General features: G+C 46.0%; 17 protein-coding genes. 4 read left to right on the top strand and 13 right to left on the bottom strand.

Features of this window, described 5'->3' with window-relative positions:
* Position 1 precedes the first annotated feature (1 nt).
* From L696_RS0112640 to L696_RS0112630, 3 genes are all read left to right on the top strand, one after another.
* A complete protein-coding gene (locus L696_RS0112640) occupies positions 2–853 on the top strand; it encodes a DUF4097 family beta strand repeat-containing protein (protein WP_025683955.1) in 852 nt (283 codons plus the stop codon).
* Between the two features lie 162 nt (positions 854–1,015).
* A complete protein-coding gene (locus L696_RS0112635) occupies positions 1,016–1,735 on the top strand; it encodes a 3-ketoacyl-ACP reductase (RefSeq protein WP_025683954.1) in 720 nt (239 codons plus the stop codon).
* Between the two features lie 191 nt (positions 1,736–1,926).
* Positions 1,927–2,364: an AbrB/MazE/SpoVT family DNA-binding domain-containing protein gene (locus tag L696_RS0112630; protein ID WP_025683953.1), complete on the top strand. Its 438-nt coding sequence runs from the start codon at positions 1,927–1,929 to the stop codon at positions 2,362–2,364.
* Positions 2,365–2,434: 70 nt separating this feature from the next.
* On the opposite strand, the gene L696_RS0112625 is transcribed toward L696_RS0112630, so the two are convergent.
* Positions 2,435–2,896, bottom strand: coding sequence for a hypothetical protein (locus L696_RS0112625; protein WP_025683952.1), 462 nt, complete (start codon positions 2,894–2,896; stop codon positions 2,435–2,437).
* Between the two features lie 122 nt (positions 2,897–3,018).
* Here L696_RS0112625 and L696_RS31200 point away from each other — a divergent pair, with 122 nt between their 5' ends.
* A complete protein-coding gene (locus tag L696_RS31200) occupies positions 3,019–3,192 on the top strand; it encodes a hypothetical protein (RefSeq protein WP_162833914.1) in 174 nt (57 codons plus the stop codon).
* A gap of 12 nt (positions 3,193–3,204) precedes the next feature.
* Here the strand turns inward: L696_RS31200 and L696_RS0112615 are convergent, their stop codons facing one another.
* The 12 genes from L696_RS0112615 to L696_RS0112560 form a co-directional block, all read right to left on the bottom strand.
* Complete coding sequence (locus L696_RS0112615; protein WP_025683951.1) at positions 3,205–4,329, bottom strand: nitric oxide synthase oxygenase; 1,125 nt, start codon at positions 4,327–4,329, stop codon at positions 3,205–3,207.
* A 149-nt stretch (positions 4,330–4,478) separates the two neighbouring features.
* A complete protein-coding gene (locus tag L696_RS0112610) occupies positions 4,479–4,958 on the bottom strand; it encodes a Dps family protein (RefSeq protein WP_025683950.1) in 480 nt (159 codons plus the stop codon).
* Between the two features lie 265 nt (positions 4,959–5,223).
* Positions 5,224–6,951: an adenine deaminase C-terminal domain-containing protein gene (locus tag L696_RS0112605; RefSeq protein ID WP_025683949.1), complete on the bottom strand. Its 1,728-nt coding sequence runs from the start codon at positions 6,949–6,951 to the stop codon at positions 5,224–5,226.
* A gap of 28 nt (positions 6,952–6,979) precedes the next feature.
* On the bottom strand, positions 6,980–8,038 hold the full coding sequence (locus L696_RS0112600) for an ABC transporter ATP-binding protein (protein WP_025683948.1): 1,059 nt from the start codon (positions 8,036–8,038) through the stop codon (positions 6,980–6,982).
* A 15-nt stretch (positions 8,039–8,053) separates the two neighbouring features.
* On the bottom strand, positions 8,054–8,842 hold the full coding sequence (locus L696_RS0112595; protein ID WP_025683947.1) for an ABC transporter permease: 789 nt from the start codon (positions 8,840–8,842) through the stop codon (positions 8,054–8,056).
* Positions 8,843–8,848: 6 nt separating this feature from the next.
* Positions 8,849–9,670, bottom strand: a complete 822-nt coding sequence (locus L696_RS0112590) for an ABC transporter permease (RefSeq protein WP_025683946.1) — start codon at positions 9,668–9,670, stop codon at positions 8,849–8,851.
* A gap of 27 nt (positions 9,671–9,697) precedes the next feature.
* The gene (locus L696_RS0112585; RefSeq protein ID WP_025683945.1) at positions 9,698–10,627 is read right to left on the bottom strand and encodes a nucleoside hydrolase; all 930 of its coding nucleotides are present in this window, start codon (positions 10,625–10,627) and stop codon (positions 9,698–9,700) included.
* Entirely contained in the window at positions 10,627–11,700 is a 1,074-nt protein-coding gene (locus tag L696_RS0112580; RefSeq protein WP_025683944.1) for an ABC transporter substrate-binding protein, read from the bottom strand. The genes L696_RS0112585 and L696_RS0112580 overlap by 1 nt, the downstream gene beginning before the upstream one ends.
* A gap of 182 nt (positions 11,701–11,882) precedes the next feature.
* Positions 11,883–12,221 (bottom strand): hypothetical protein, encoded by a 339-nt coding sequence (locus tag L696_RS0112575; RefSeq protein ID WP_049827368.1) that lies wholly within the window; start codon positions 12,219–12,221, stop codon positions 11,883–11,885.
* Positions 12,222–12,766: 545 nt separating this feature from the next.
* Positions 12,767–12,913, bottom strand: a complete 147-nt coding sequence (locus L696_RS31195; RefSeq protein ID WP_162833913.1) for a hypothetical protein — start codon at positions 12,911–12,913, stop codon at positions 12,767–12,769.
* A gap of 27 nt (positions 12,914–12,940) precedes the next feature.
* Positions 12,941–14,335: a hypothetical protein gene (locus L696_RS0112565; RefSeq protein WP_025683943.1), complete on the bottom strand. Its 1,395-nt coding sequence runs from the start codon at positions 14,333–14,335 to the stop codon at positions 12,941–12,943.
* Positions 14,336–14,356: 21 nt separating this feature from the next.
* On the bottom strand, positions 14,357–15,619 hold the full coding sequence (locus tag L696_RS0112560; protein ID WP_025683942.1) for a polysaccharide deacetylase family protein: 1,263 nt from the start codon (positions 15,617–15,619) through the stop codon (positions 14,357–14,359).
* Positions 15,620–15,624 lie beyond the last annotated feature (5 nt).

Below are 15,624 nucleotides of genomic sequence, written 5' to 3'. Positions count from 1 at the left end.
CATGAATAAAAAATGGTTTATTGCAGCGAGTCTATGTATCATCATCGGTGTGGTCGGGATGATAGCCTACGGTGCTCCATGGAATCAACAAGCGATGCGGGAAATAACAGCTATTGATAAAACATGGACGTTCACACGTGGACAGCTACAGGATCTTAAAGTGAATAGCTCCGATGATGTCTCTATTGTGTTTACTCCCGGTTCCGGCGAGCAGGGCACGATACGCATGAGTGGAGAAGTGCAGACGAAAGTAGCCGACCAGATTCATAATGCCCGAATTGAGAACAGTAAGCTTTTCATTCAATCTGAGCCACCCCTTTCCCTGGCATTCTTCTCTATCTCTCCTGAGCTGAAACAAATGATCACAGTAAAGATGCCCGCTGGTGAAACCCTGAAGGGGCTACAGGCAGATGTACATTCGGGGAACGTAAAACTACAGGATGCTTCCATTCAAAATACAAGCATCACGGCCACTTCAGGCAATGCCGAGATTTCAAATCTCCAAAGTACCCGCTTGGTCGCCAAGTTAACATCCGGCAATTTTACGGCTAGTCAGGTTACAGCAGATATGGAATTACACCTCACTTCAGGGGATGCCAAAATTTACGATTATAGCGGCAATGGTCAAGTTTCCCTGACCTCCGGTAGTACGAATATCGCACAACGTACCGCAGCCAACTTGAAAGTCGATTCACACTCCGGTGATGTGAGGATTAAGCAGGCTCCTGATTTTAAAGGTATTTATAATGTTCGCTCCGATTTCGGAAGCATAGATGCTCCCGAATCCGTTCCCGGTAGTGTCAACGTTATGAAGGTCGAAACGACTTCAGGCAATATTGCTATTTCCAAATAAGCCAACATGACCATGGCAAGAAGTTTTCCACTTCAGATCGCAGCAAAGCAACTTACGTGACCTGGTTGGAGTTGAAATTTGGTTCAGGGAAATTAAATTAGTATAATATAACCATGTGCCTAAGTGCACAACTATGATATGTAGCCATAAGGAGGAGACTGGATGGAACTTAAGAATAAAACAGCCATTATTACAGGCGCTACCAAAGGCATTGGTAAAGCCATTGCTGAGGCCTTGGCCAAGGAAGGCGTCAACCTGGGATTAATCTCACGCACACTACCTGACCTGCAAAAGCTGCAAGATTCGCTGGGGAGTACATACGGCGTGAAGGTGGTTAGCGCTATCGCGGATATATCCGATCGCGCACAAGCCGCTGCGGCTGTAGCCTCGCTGGAGCATGAGCTGGGCGCTGTCGATATTTTGATCAACAATGCAGGAATTGCTACATTCGGCACAGTCGCAGACATGGACCCCGAAGAGTGGGAACGCATGATCCGCGTGAATCTGCTGGGAACCTATTATGTCACACACGCAGTTCTTCCGAGCATGCTTGCTCAGCAGAGCGGCAACATTATTAATGTATCCTCCACAGCAGGGGAACGGGGCTTTGCGACAGGCTCGGCGTATTGCGCCTCGAAGTTTGCTTTGATGGGCTTCACGGAGGCACTGATGCAGGAGGTTCGCAAATCCAACATTCGCGTCACCGCGCTGACTCCAAGCACAGTCAATACGGAACTAGCGGCAAATGCAGGTTTGCCGATTGGCGACGAGGACCGCATGCTTCAGCCACAAGATATGGCCGATCTGACATTGGCGGCATTAAAGCTGCCTTCGCGGGTTCAATTAAAAGTAGCCGGTATTTGGACAACCAACCCACAATAGTTTAACTCGACATCTTAGATTCATTGGGCTGTACCACGCTCCGGCAGACGTCATTGTTCGTCATGCTGGAGCTTCTTTTTTGTTCATAGCTAATACAATTCAAACTGCAGTATACGCGCTTTGTACTTTACAACATACATAACCTACGATTTTTGCACCGATAAGCGCATTTATGAAAGGGGAAATGAATAATGAAAAATACAGGAATGACACGACCATTAGACCATCTGGGGCGCATCGTGCTACCCAAGGAGCTGCGCAATTCTATGAATATCAATATTGGAGATGCCCTTGATTTTTTTATTACACCCGAGGGCCTGATGATCCGTAAATATACAGGGGTATCTTGTTATTTTTGCGGTGCCGTAGATAACCTGAGCTACTTCAGAGATCATCTGATATGCAACGATTGCATTGAGAAACTAAAGAGCGATAATCCCTCCAGTCATTTAGGCGAAAAACGTTCTGCTCAGCCCAAGAAAAGAAGGAATTACAGAAATCAGACTGAACTCCTGCATAAACTAAAACAGCTCATGGAAGAACACCCTAATGTTTCACAAAAAGAATTGGCCGAGATGCTCGAATTGTCTCAGGGACGCGTGTCACAGCTTAAAAAACTTCTGCTTTGAATCGTTCCAATTACCCGCGTTTGATCTCGCCACACAAAAAACGAGCCTATCGGCTCTCGGATCATCATCCTTATGCAATGCCAGACTGCTTCATAACCGGGACCCGATAGGCCAACAAGGACTCGTCAATAACGGCGGAAATAAACGTTTCCTCAATCTCCGGCACCAATCTGAGCGCATAGTTCCATGCGTTTTCTTCAATTTGCAGCGCAAGCCGTTGTCGAGTCCCTAACCCGCTCTCCTGCTCCAAAGCATCGGAAAGATCAAGCAGCTCAGAATCAGCAGCGTGCCCAATCTCATGCGCTAGCACAACCGTAAAGTACTCCTCGACTCGTTCGGCGCTACCGAACATCTGTATACATTGTGTTTCAATCGTGTCCGTATACATCGTAATGGCGTGAGCATTTATGGCATATTTGCCCCCAATCAGCCGCCCGCCGGGAAACCGTTTCTCCAGCTTGACCGTCATACCATCTATATCAGCCCGTTGCAAAAGCTCAGCGACGATGCGCTCTGCCTGATTTCTTTCCAACTCCGTTTCGCTCCTCAAACTTATGATATGAAAAAGCTGAATATACTCTGATCATATAAAATAATGAATGTGTTTATGTATTGCAGAGTAAGATATTATACCTTTTAAAAAAGGAGGGCAACATGCAAGAACAATATTACGTAGGCTGGGGAACCCTTGCCCTGATTAACGCCGGTCTGGCACAGGCCAAAAACCGGAGCGGGCTAAACTGGTTTTTGCTCTCATTATTGATTGGGCCACTGGCTACCCTGTTTATCGTTGCATGGGATAAGCTGGAACCCGATTCCGATGCTTAAAGCTTTCCATGATCAAGAATGAAAAGGGCAGCCTTGGGGCTTCATCGGCATATACGGCTTCTCTTGTACTCCAAAATTGGGCTTTACAAGCCGATTATCGTAGGAACTGTGAAAAATATGCGTGGTCGCCGGAGATAACGGTGGGATCAGCCATGTCCAATCGCCTGTGAGCGCACGCCCCACCTGGGCTTCCCGTTCCTCAAACAGCCGGAATTGTGCAGCTGCCGTATGGTGATCGACAATGCTGACTCCCGCTTTTTTAAAAGAATAGAGCGCCGCACTGTTCAGCTCCACCAGCGCCCGATCACGCCATAATGTCGTTTCGCTGGTAGTATCCAGCCCCATCAGCTCAGCTACCTGCGGTAGCATATTATAACGGAAGGTATCGGCAAAATTACGCGCACCAATCTCTGTCCCCATATACCAGCCGTTAAAAGGAGCTGCCGTATAGATAATACCGCCAATTTCCAGCGTCATGTCCGAAATCATAGGCACGGCATACCAGCGCAAACCCAGCGAAGCCAACCCCGGAAGTTCCGGGTGTTCAATAGGTACCTCATATACCAGATATTTGGGAATATCAAACAGCTCGGGAGGCTGTCCACCTGCTTCCACAACCAGCGGCAATACATCAAAGGGAGTCATCGCTCCTTGCCAGCCCATGCGGCGGCACGCATTTGTGAATTCAACCGAGATCGGGTCCCCGATCACCCCTTCAGCGGTCTCATAGCCAGCATATCGAATCAATTGATGGTTCCAAATGCGAATATCCGGTTGGCCCGGCTTGGACGAGCGAAACACGGTAAGCGTCGGCTTGATTTTACCGCCATTTGTGCCTATGCGTATATGCTCACCTAACTCATGGACGACTTCTGCCATACTCGAAGCCTCGCGGGCATCCCTTACCAGAAGCTTGTCCCAAAACAAACGACCGATACAACGATTGCTGTTACGCCAAGCCATCTGTGCCCCATGCTCCAGCTCATCATAGGTATGATCATACGTTCCTGTAGTTTCAATGTCATGACGAATATCAAGAAGCCGGGCCTCCGCTTCTTCACAGCTTCGGCCCAGCTCCTCATAGCATGTATATATAAACTGTTCTGCTTCACGCAAAAGCTGTTGCTTTACTTCCATACGTATACCCCATCCCGGCAGCTCTCTATACTTATGAGCCCGTTTCTTTCACGCCTATCCGTCATTATACTCCAGTGGCGGTCTGGAACCAACGGGATGAGTGTCTTGTTCACCTGATCTTCATATCCGTGGGAATCCCTCCCAGAAGCTTATCCCAAATATGCGCTAAGCATCCAGATATGTTTATCCATCGTTTCTCTCAGACCATTAAGAAGATCCTCTGTCGCTTTGTCATGTGCCGCATCCGCTGCTTCCATGCCGTTAGTCAGCTCAGTCGTGATGGTTTTGAAATCCGCAACCACGGATTTCACCATATCGTCGGCTGTCTGCTCACCTGCGGATTCCTGAATGGCTGACAGTTGCAAGTGCTCCTTCAAGGTAGCAGCCGGACGGCCGCCAATAGCCAGCAAACGTTCAGCAATAGTGTCCAGATTAGCTGTCGCTTCATTATAAAGCTCCTCAAATTTAGCATGCAATGTGAAGAAGTGAGGTCCTTTTACGTACCAGTGGAAATAATGCAGCTTCGTGTACAACACCGACCAGGTAGCTACCTGACGGTTCAAAGCCTTATGCAATTCTTGAATAGCCTCTTGTGTAGGTTGAACGTTCGTGTGATTTAATGTACTCATGTGTAATTCCCCTCTCATGATCATCAATAGTATAGTTGGAGTGAAGCCTTGAATCCCGTTGACATTAGTGTTTGGTTAACCTGTACATCTCATGCGTGATTCCAATAAATACTTAGTAATTAATTTAGACTTAATCTAAATCCTGTTTTAATTATAACACTAGCTCAGTTATTTGCAAGAGCTTATTAGGCCTTAATCATGAAGATTACGTGAAGTATCAAATCCTTCAAAAAAGAGCCGACCCGCAAGAGGATCGGCTCTACTATTATTCTTTTATCTCCAAAGGGTCCACAATCAAGGGTACAATCTTGCCTGCGTTTACATCAATCAGGCCGTGATCCGTAATTTTCAAAGCCGGGCTGACAGGTAAAGAATGAGTGCTCAGCGACATGATTGGATTGTAATGGCGATAGCCAAGCGACAGCAAGGCAGAACGCAGCTCCTTCACATGGGCCGCTACCATTTCCAGCGGTCCTTCTGTTAAAATCCCGCCTACGGTTAACGGCAGATGGGACAGCACCTTTCCATTTTCAACCACACAAAATCCGCCTTGGCTAGAAAGAACCGTATTCGCGGCCAATACCATATCCCGCTTGTTATGCCCCACGACCAGCAAGTTATGATTATCGTGCGAATACGTGGTTGCTACCGCCCCGCGCTTAATCGTGTCTCCCCCGATCAAACCGTAGGCCCGGTTACCGTTCTTGCCATACCGCTCAAAAGTAGCGATAAGCCCGTGTTCACTCTGTTCCCACATCAGCTCACCATTCGCCACTTGCTCAGGTGCAATTCGTTCGCTCGTAAAGGTCGATCCGTCCTTGACCATCATAATACGACATTGATGTGTGCCATCCGCTACATCCAGCTCTACAGTAAAATCCTGCTCCGTGAGCGGATTGAGCTTCACACTTTGGTAAAAATGAGGTGGAAAACTGCAGCTTAACGACTCTTGATGATACTCCTCAAATTTATCGAATACCTTTTGCCCATCCTTGTACACCCGTTCTACTTCAAAATGGTTCAGGTCGGACAACAATACAAAATCAGCTATTTTCCCCGGCGCTATCGTGCCCCGGTCGTGCATACGCATCCGTGTCGCAGGCGTGAACGTAGCTGCATAGATCGCATCCTCAGGCTTCATGCCCATCCCGATTGCTTTGCTTACAATATGGTTCAGATGCCCACACTCTACGAAGGAATCCGGCATCACATCGTCCGTTACAAAGCAAAAATGCTGCGCCACGTCTTCCTGAATCAAATACTCCATCACTTCAGGGGTCATGGATTTTTCCTGAATCTCGATGAACATCCCCGCAGCCATACGCGCCTTCATGCCTTCAATGCTTTGGTGTGTATGATCCGAGCCAATTCCCGCGTAGACCAACTGATGCAGGTCCAGATCAAGCAACTGCGGCGTATGCCCTTCAATGATCAGCTCCGGGTAATGCTCACGAACATGGCGTAAAATGCGATTGGTCTTGCTCTCCGGGTCACGAATCACATCCACATAGTTCATAATTTCACCCAGGCAGATCATCTCACCGGTTTGCAACAGTGTTTCAATCTCAGGAATATCAATATCCCCACCCGAGGTCTCCAGGGGTGTTGCCGGGACCGAGCTTGGAATGCCATAGAACATATCAGCTACGCACCCCTTGCTGGCCGTCATCATTTCCTGAATGCCTTCCAATCCGAAAACATTCGCCATTTCGTGCGGTTCCGGTACAATCGTCGTTACCCCATTACGAATGAGCCCATAGGAAAAGGTTGCCGGTGTCACCATTGTACTCTCGATATGCAGATGAATGTCGATCAGGCCGGGAATCATATATTTCCCGTGTCCTTCCACAATTTCATTCACTTCAAACGACTCTAGGCCACGCTGACCGATATACATAAACTTGCCGTCAAGTATAGCAACATTGCCTTCCTCGAACGTCTTGTAATAGCTGTTATACACCTTAACTTGTAAAATCATTTTGTCTGCACGCATGATGTATCTCCTTCGTCGAACCCGCTGATTATTGGACCAGCACCATTTTATCTGTCGGAAAATGCAGGGTAACCCGTTGACCACTGAGGTAAGGCGTGTCCATCTCCTGATTGGCGGTGAAGCTTCCTTTCGCCGTTTCTATCACATACTGATAGCTACGTCCCAGGTAAGTGCTCACTTTAATGATGCCGGGAAGCTCATTTTCCCCAGTCTCATTGCCTGCTGTGCGGATAACCAAATCATCCGGACGAATAGCCCCTTGACGGGCACCCGGCTGGACTGTACCCTGATTACGGGCCACACTGAACGAAAGATCGCTTGTACTCAGACGAATTCGTTCCCCCTCCTCAGCACGCTCGTCAAAAGACAGGAAATTATTGAATCCAATAAAACGGGCGACAAATTCGGTAGTTGGATATTTAAAAATGGTCGATGGTGCATCTAATTGCTCTATGTTCCCCTTATTCATAATCGCAACCTGGTCAGAAATCGAAAAACATTCCTCCTGATCATGCGATACGTATACGGTGGTAATCCCCAATTCCTGTTGAATACGGCGAATTTCCACACGCATATTCACACGCAGGTTCGCATCCAAGTTGCTCAGCGGTTCATCAAATAACAGCAGGTCGGGTTCAATCACAAGTGCCCGCGCAATCGCGACACGCTGACGCTGACCACCTGACAGTTCGCCGGGGAAGCGCTTTTCAAAGCCCTCCAGACTGACCGTATCTAGCATAGCCATAACACGGCGTTTTACATCATCTTCCTTCACCTTGCGCAACCGCAGGCCAAAGGCAACATTATCAAAAACGGACAAATGCGGGAAAAGCGCATAGCTTTGGAATACAAAACCGAAATTCCGTTTGTTCACCGGAACCCGTGTGTAATCCTTATCGCCAAACAAAAACGTTCCTTGTTTAGCTTCGAGAAATCCTGCAATCAGACGAAGCGTGGTCGTTTTGCCACATCCACTCGGTCCGAGCAACGAGAGCAATTGTCCCCGTTCGAGCTGCAAATCGAAATCCTGCAAGATCAGTTGGTTGTCATAAGCGACCGATACGCGATCCAGAGTAAGCAGTGCCATATGGTTAAGCCTCCATTACCTTTTAGTGAAGTAAGACAATCCCATCAGTCGTTCAATCAAGAACATCAGAATACCGGTCAATATCATCAGCATTACCGAAATCGCTGCAATCGTCGGATCAAAATAATTTTCGACGTAGGTCAGCATTTGAATAGGCAGGGTACTGAATCCCGGTCCTGTCATAAAGACGGAAATGTCGACATTGTTGAATGATTCCAGAAAGGCAATCAGGATAGCCGCAATAATACCTGAACGGATGTTGGGCAGAACCACCTTGAAAAAGGTTTCCAGCCGTCCGGCTCCCAAGCTGAGCGCTGCTTCCTCAATCGCAAAATCAAAGTTGGACAAGCTGGACGCAATGACCCGGATAATGAACGGCAGCATAATCACCGTATGCCCGATCAACAGTCCTGCGTATACCGGTAAATGGTAAACAATGATCAGATATCGCAGCAGCGTAAAGCCTAGCACAATACCCGGTATGAGCAGCGGGGAAAGGAACAAAGCATTCAGCGCATCCTTCCCGTTGAACGAAAAACGACTAAGCGCATAAGCGGCAGGCATACCGATCAGCAGCGCCAAGATGTTACCCAGCAAAGAGACAACAATTGACGTTTTGAACGTGGACATAAATAGGTCCACTTCAAAAATATTTTGATACCAATGCAAGGAAAAGCCCTGCGGAGGGAATTTTAATACCGTGCCCGGCTCGAAAGAAGTGACCGATATGATCAACAGCGGACCGAGCAGAAAGATGAAGACCAGCAGGCTAAAGAAGCCTAGTCCGTAATGTTTCTCCCGCATATCCACCTACCCCTTCGGATTGAGTTTATGGGCCGCCTTATTTAAGAGACCGACCACGATAAATGTAATAACAATCATAATTGTTGCAATAACAGAAGCTAAAAACCAGTCGTTTAGCGTCATCGCATTTTGATACAAAAATGTAGCAATGACGCGCTGTTTCCCTCCAAGTAGTGCTGGTGTCGTATAAGCCGTCAGGCTACCCACGAAAACGAGAATGCTTCCGATAATCAGACCCGGTACAGACAGCGGAAACACAATTTTACGGAATGCACTGAAACGTGATGCACCGAGACTCTGAGCAGCATGAACAAGATCGCCGTCGATATTTTCGAGTACACCAATCAGTGAAATAATCATCAGCGGTAAAAACAAATGAACGAGACCAATAATCATCGCAGCCGGGGTGTACAAAATATTCAGCGGCTCATCCACGAGTCCTAAACCGATGAGCACGTTATTTAACAGCCCCTTGCGACCCAGAATGACCATCCAGCTAAATGACCGTACCACCGGACTGGTCAGCAAGGGAAAGATAGCCAAGGCCAGCAAAATCCCTTTACGTCGCGGGGCCTTTTGCGAAATATAATAAGCTGTCGGGAAGCCGAGCAGTACGCATACGAGCGTCGTAACGACACTGACTTCCAGCGTAGTCAGCAATATTTTCAGAAAATAAGGGTCCTTGAAGAAATGGAGATAGCCTTCTAGGGTGAATGAGCTGTTCTGTACGAAGGTCGAGCCGATCGTCAACACAATCGGAATGACCATGAACACCACCAGAAAGAGCAGACCTGGCAGCAGCAGCCAATACAAGTATGTTTTCTTCATGGGTAGCTCCTTGCGGTTATCAAAATGTTATTCCTTATTCAGCACCTGAATAAATAGCTCCAGAAATGCCTCGCTGTCCACCTGTTCACACACGTTCATGTTTGGACTATGATTGAGACGATTCTGCATATCGCCCACCGTTTGTCCGTCACATATCCGACTGGAGGTTTCCACATCGACATACATGGGCGAAGTTTCTACCAGCCTCGAATTCAGCGCCACGCCTACAGCAAGCGGATCATGAAGCGCACACGCTTTTACCCCGTTGCGTTCCTCATAGCGCTTGGTATAGATGGCGGTGCTGTCGGCCACATACCCGCGAATCGCCGGATCGGTGAGACGGGCAATATGGTCCGCTGTCAGTAGTGCCTTCCGTGTTACATCCAGTCCCACCTGTATCAAACGCCCAAATCCGGCATGAAATACGATCCGCGCCGCTTCCGGGTCAGCATACATGTTATATTCCGCTACAGGCGTAATATTGCCGCATCCGTGAATAACACCGCCCATAAAAATGACCTCATTGACGTATTGCGTCAGCTCCGGACATTTCAGAAGCGCCACCGCCAGATTCGTGAGCGGCCCGGTGCAAACCAGCGTCAGTTCTCCCGGATGAGCCATGACTGTATCAATGATGATGTCCGGCGCAAAGCCTTCAGACGCAGAAATAGCAGGGACAACCCCACTCAATGCGCCGCCAATGCCGTCTTCTCCATGAATACGATGCTCATGCAATCCTTTACGGATCAAGGGAGCATCGGCCCCCCGATAGACCGGAATATCCGGTCTATCCAAAAGGTCGAGGATTTTGCATGTGTTCAATGTAGCCTGTTTAAGCGATACATTACCGCACACGGTAGTAATGGCTGTAACATCCAACTGACCGCTTTTGGCCGCTAATAAAATACCCAAGGCATCATCAATACCTGTATCTACATCTAATATAACTTTTTTCATTATTGGGCAACTTCCCGGTTCCAGCGGTCCGTCCATTCCTTGATATGGTCATTGACGAATTTCATCTCCAGCTTGGTTAGCTTGTTTACCACATCTGCACCATACGTAATTCCTTCTGTGTCCGCACCGGATAGCACCACCTGCGTATTCACCGGAGAATCAACCTTTGCCTTGGCAGACTTTTCTTGAACTTCCTTGCTCAGCTGCCAGTTGATAAATTCCTCAGCCAGTTCTTTTTGGTCGGAGCCTTTAACCACGTTGATCGTGTTCATTACTGCATAAGTCCCTTCACTCGGCGCTACAAATTTGGCTCCAGGCACAGCCGCTTGCAAATCCTTGAAGTACATCTCCATAATCGGTCCGCCCGCGATCTCCTGCTGACTGAACATGTTGACGAACTCGGACGTTTTGCTATAAAACTTAACGATATTCGGACTCAGCTCCTTCAGTTTCCCGAAGGCCTGGTCTTCATTAAACTCTTTACTACCCGCTACCTTGGAGGCTGCATCTACCATCATCGGCCCGGCCGTAGCCGTAATATTCGGCAGAGTCACGTTTCCTTTGAACTCATTGCCCCACAGGTCAGCCCAAGAGGTCACATTCTTTTTCACCAGTTCCGGGTTGTAAGCAATACCGAGGCGCCCAATCGTATAAGCAGGGCCATATTCCTCACCCAGCGGTGCTTTGGCAATATCATAAATTTGATTCAGGTTTGGCACCTTGCTACGATCCAGCTTTTCAAACAAACCCTGTTGAATCCCCTGTTGGGCATAATAATCAGACAGATAAATCAGATCGACGTCCGTGCTTCCTTGACTAATTTTGTTCAACCGTTCTGCGTTATTCCCAATCTCTACTACAATATCAACGTTATGTTCCTTCTCAAAAGGCTCGTACACTTCTTTGTTCAAGAAGTCTTCGGAGAAGCCCCATGTGGAAATGATTAGCTTCTTCTTGCCATCAGCCGAGTTGCTTTTTCCATCTTCCTGACCTCCGGTAGCATTGCTGCCACAACCTGCAAGCACAACAGATGCCAAGGTCAAAACCATGAACCCTTTAAACCATTTTTTCATTTGAAGCTCCCCCTATTTATTCATTCTGCGAACCTGATGACACAAAAAAGAAAAGTACTCTTGTATAAACAAGAATACTTTTCTTCGTAAACAAAGAATAAGTTGATCCCGCTGTGTGTTACAACAGGTTCTCCCCTCAGATAGATCCGAAGCGAAAAGCCGAATATCCAATTGTATTAGGATTATTTCAGTATGATGTTCGTGATTGCCCACTGCGTTGCTGAATCATAGTCGCGCAGTAAAGCTTCAATATCGAGCCCCATATCCTCAATCAGCTTCTCGCGAAGTCTCTTCTTATACAGCATGGACATTCGGAAATCCACTTCCAGCTTCAAGCCGGGGGCTTCCACTTCCAATGCCGCCGAGCGTGGAGAACGCCGATGCTTCGCCACAAAGGTAACAATGTTGTTCTCAACGGTGGCCCGCAGTAGCGTGGTCCCGAAGCCGAACAGTTCCTTTGAAATTTCGTTGTAAATCTGACACATTCGCTTCTTGCCTTCATTACTGTCGAGCAGCGTCATGGACCCACCCTCATCAGCATATTACGTACAATCAATCTTTCAACATGTTAAATTATACATAAATATATGCTAAATAGCAAACAAAATCCCTCATTAAATAGAATATGGTGCGAAAAAGCGAACAATATGTCGAACTTTGTAGAGCTTTAGAATATTTTCACGGATTCTTCCGGCAAATCCCTTGTCGAAGGCTCCAAAGAGCTGGAAGAAAGCAGCAGACTACAAGGGCGTTATCGTCGCCATTCCGAGAGAATAATTTTTTCTTCTACTATATATGTAATTTAAATACGTCATTTGATTCAAGCACATTCAACCTTACCCCGCTGGATTCCCCCCACGGTGTACGGTTTTTTATATTTTTGCAACTAACTGCGGTAGATTGGAACTCCTTCTGAAAAAGAACGATTGAATCCATGCTGTTGGGTGCATCAAAGCAAAATGCAACCATGATTAGCACGACTGGATAGGCAAGTAACGTTAAGTCATAAAAAATATTAAATATAAGTAAAACTTTAGGAGCCCCATCCAGTCGTCGCTAGACCCGTTTACCGTTCTTCACTTTTGGTACTATGCTGAGTTACATGAATAAAAGGATATTCGCCCTTACTTATTTTACGTTTCCATTCTTGAATCATATCTTCTTGGGTAGGCGGTTTCTCATTCACGATTGCTCCTGTAGTTACTTTAGCCATGCGTTTACCCTCTCTTAGTGGTTTTAGTTATTGCGTCTTTATCTTTTCTCCAGTCATTTTGATGTTACCATCCATTTCTACCAAACTCGTTTTACATTTTAAACCGATGGCATCCTTCGCGGTGACCTGTATTGTGTTACCCGCATTGAATACCAAGTTTCCATCAGCCTTAACACGGATGTCCTTTTTACTCCGCAATTCAATTCCATGGTCATCCAGCAGTCGAATCACCACTTCATCGTCATTCCCCGTGATTAAAATTTCATTTTTCTCAAATATAATAGCTTTGCGGTACTTGGTCATAAATATCTTCGTCGACGGGTCCTTAATAAAGTCACCGCCCTTCGATCTCTTTCGGATTGAGTGGGTTACAATGGCGTCTTTTTCTTTAGAGGTCGGAAAGTAGATATCTACAAAATCAAACAGCTCTGGCATGCAGTACCATCCCGTATTCCCTTCCGATGTATAAAATGTAGCCGTTGGAAAAGCACAGGTTTCCTTGACGTTAGGCTTGACCTTATCCATTTCATAAAAGAAAACCTTCACATGATCCTGCTCGATTCCAATGACCTTGGACTTCAATGAGATGCCGCGAATATTCTCGTTTAAAATCAAATCCTGCTTCATTCCATCCGATGTAGTTAGCACATATTCATGCCACAAGGTACTGTGCCGTATAAACGCAACAGATTGCAGGACGTATAAGGTTTTCCCTTTGAATTTGACCTCTGCTCCAATGTGCAGCAGGGCATCTTTGGCCCCTGTCGTTTGCACTTTATAATACAAAAAATTGTCGTCCTTGCTGGCCCCTGGCTTGGTTTTTCTGGTCATCGAGTAGTTATACTGTTTTAGCTCACCTTGATTGACACCATCTGGTAATCCAAAATAAAACTGAGGTTTGTCTCCAATCGGATCAGGTATCAGTCCCCAACCAAGCCTAGACGCTATACGTTTCAGAAACGACCAGTCCGTTTCATCGAATTGCATCGTAAATTCCTGTAAAAGCTGATCTTTTAAGCGACTCGTACAATTGGCTTTAGGATATGATTGGAGTACATGTTCAAGTAATGCCTGTACCTTCATTTTCACATTTTGAAAAGATTGTCTATGAAGCACTTCATCCAGTTGGCTAGTATAGGATAGAGCTTCGACGACCAAATAGGCTACATTGGACACCAGCTTGATTCTGAACTGCGCGACTAATCCTCTAAATAATACAATCTGTTTCTGATCATCATTCAGATAAGAAACAACTAACTTAGCTCCTGCCTCCATATGATCTGTGTACTCTTCTATTTGAGTACCGGTTAGCACGCCCGTCAAAAAGACTTTCACATGCTCATTCATTTTCTGTACAACTTTAACTTTCGGATTTTTAAGAGATAAAACCGTTCCGTTATACTTTATAATTGGATATCCCATGTCTCTGCCCCTTTTTGTCGGTTAGTTTACGTTTATCCGTTGTTTGCTTACGTATTGAATGACATCTTTAATGGTTTGATTATGCCCCTGATCGTTGAGAGCCTGATCCAGTGCAGGCACGGCGGTAAAGGTTTTATTTTTTTTCTGAAAGTATATACCTGCAATGGGAAAAGGATCTGATATACTTGGCCCTGCTCCCGCGTCAACGTAAGCGATAATAATGACGTCTTTTAGCCCATCTTTATTCACGTCCTTAAAAGCTACTGCTGCTAGCCCATCCTCTCCAGACCAGTTATTTCCATAAAATTCAGGGAACGAGTACAGAATATAACCTTGCTCATCTAACAAAAAGAAATAATTCCCTCGGGCTTCCTCGATCATTCCAACAGTCGAAACAAACTTGACATGCCCCCATCCTTCAAAACTGGTTTCAAAGGACTGCTGCTCATCAATGTTAAATTGGTCGGTATCCAATTCCCCCCCGTTAACAACGGTAGCGGACTGATCAACAACAGGGTTTATTTCTTGCCATAATTCCTTATTTTGCTTAATGCCATCTGGAATTTGCGCAAAACGAATCTCATACTCTGCATGGTCCCCTACTGCATGAGCCACGGGTATACTCACTCCCAATGAATCACTTGTAAGATAACTAAACGTATCTAATTCTGACTCCTCGGCTGAACCTTCCGGTACATCTGCGCTTGTTAACCATTGATTTAACTCATCTTGAGTAAAATCACCGATTAAGCCTTTTTGTTCCGGTTGTACAGCTGTAATTTTCCCATTTTTTAAAAGCTCTATAAAAGGTTTCTCGATCTTTACTAGATCACTCAATCTTAATCTTAAAGCCTGCTTCATATCCAAGTTGGTCGTATAGAAAATATGATTAGGATAGGCTGCGTCCTTCACATAACGAACACCCGTATATTGAACACTCAAGAACCGTTCACTTTGTCGTTTAATCTCATAATCAATTTCGAGATGAACTCCAGAATCAGAATCTCCGTATTCATGTAATCCTTTTAAAGCTTCGTTCTTAAGAATTTGGTTTAAAGACTTTTGCTTTTCAGCATCCTTGAGTTTTGTAATTTGAGGATATTTAATAATGATCCCATTTTCCGAATATTTCTCTTGAATGAGTTCGTAGCTTTGCTGTTCAATAAGCGTATGATTTGTTTCTGTTGTTGAAGAATCATTCCCCTTCGTACATCCGTTCAGTACTACACAGGAAATTAGTAATAACAGAACGCAACAAATTCGCCCGTACTTCAAGTAATTCATGCTGG

It is taken from the genome of Paenibacillus maysiensis (assembly GCF_000520815.1).
In the GTDB taxonomy this organism is placed as follows: domain Bacteria; phylum Bacillota; class Bacilli; order Paenibacillales; family Paenibacillaceae; genus Paenibacillus; species Paenibacillus maysiensis.
The sequence above is the reverse complement of the archived record's forward strand: the minus strand, read 5'-3'. Positions and strand labels throughout refer to the sequence as shown.

Bases quoted from the DNA above. Each gene is read 5' to 3' on its own strand.
- L696_RS0112615 (WP_025683951.1), bottom strand. From the start codon at position 4,329: ATGGAAGTAAAGCAACAGCTTTTGCGTGAAGCAGAACAGTTTATATAT.
- L696_RS0112590 (WP_025683946.1), bottom strand. From the start codon at position 9,670: ATGAAGAAAACATACTTGTATTGGCTGCTGCTGCCAGGTCTGCTCTTT.
- L696_RS0112560 (WP_025683942.1), bottom strand. From the start codon at position 15,619: ATGAATTACTTGAAGTACGGGCGAATTTGTTGCGTTCTGTTATTACTA.
- L696_RS0112600 (WP_025683948.1), bottom strand. From the start codon at position 8,038: ATGGCACTGCTTACTCTGGATCGCGTATCGGTCGCTTATGACAACCAA.
- L696_RS0112580 (WP_025683944.1), bottom strand. From the start codon at position 11,700: ATGAAAAAATGGTTTAAAGGGTTCATGGTTTTGACCTTGGCATCTGTT.
- L696_RS0112585 (WP_025683945.1), bottom strand. From the start codon at position 10,627: ATGAAAAAAGTTATATTAGATGTAGATACAGGTATTGATGATGCCTTG.
- L696_RS0112595 (WP_025683947.1), bottom strand. From the start codon at position 8,842: ATGCGGGAGAAACATTACGGACTAGGCTTCTTTAGCCTGCTGGTCTTC.
- L696_RS0112630 (WP_025683953.1), top strand. From the start codon at position 1,927: ATGAAAAATACAGGAATGACACGACCATTAGACCATCTGGGGCGCATC.
- L696_RS0112575 (WP_049827368.1), bottom strand. From the start codon at position 12,221: ATGACGCTGCTCGACAGTAATGAAGGCAAGAAGCGAATGTGTCAGATT.
- L696_RS0112610 (WP_025683950.1), bottom strand. From the start codon at position 4,958: ATGAGTACATTAAATCACACGAACGTTCAACCTACACAAGAGGCTATT.
- L696_RS0112635 (WP_025683954.1), top strand. From the start codon at position 1,016: ATGGAACTTAAGAATAAAACAGCCATTATTACAGGCGCTACCAAAGGC.
- L696_RS31200 (WP_162833914.1), top strand. From the start codon at position 3,019: ATGCAAGAACAATATTACGTAGGCTGGGGAACCCTTGCCCTGATTAAC.
- L696_RS0112565 (WP_025683943.1), bottom strand. From the start codon at position 14,335: ATGGGATATCCAATTATAAAGTATAACGGAACGGTTTTATCTCTTAAA.
- L696_RS0112640 (WP_025683955.1), top strand. From the start codon at position 2: ATGAATAAAAAATGGTTTATTGCAGCGAGTCTATGTATCATCATCGGT.
- L696_RS31195 (WP_162833913.1), bottom strand. From the start codon at position 12,913: ATGGCTAAAGTAACTACAGGAGCAATCGTGAATGAGAAACCGCCTACC.
- L696_RS0112605 (WP_025683949.1), bottom strand. From the start codon at position 6,951: ATGCGTGCAGACAAAATGATTTTACAAGTTAAGGTGTATAACAGCTAT.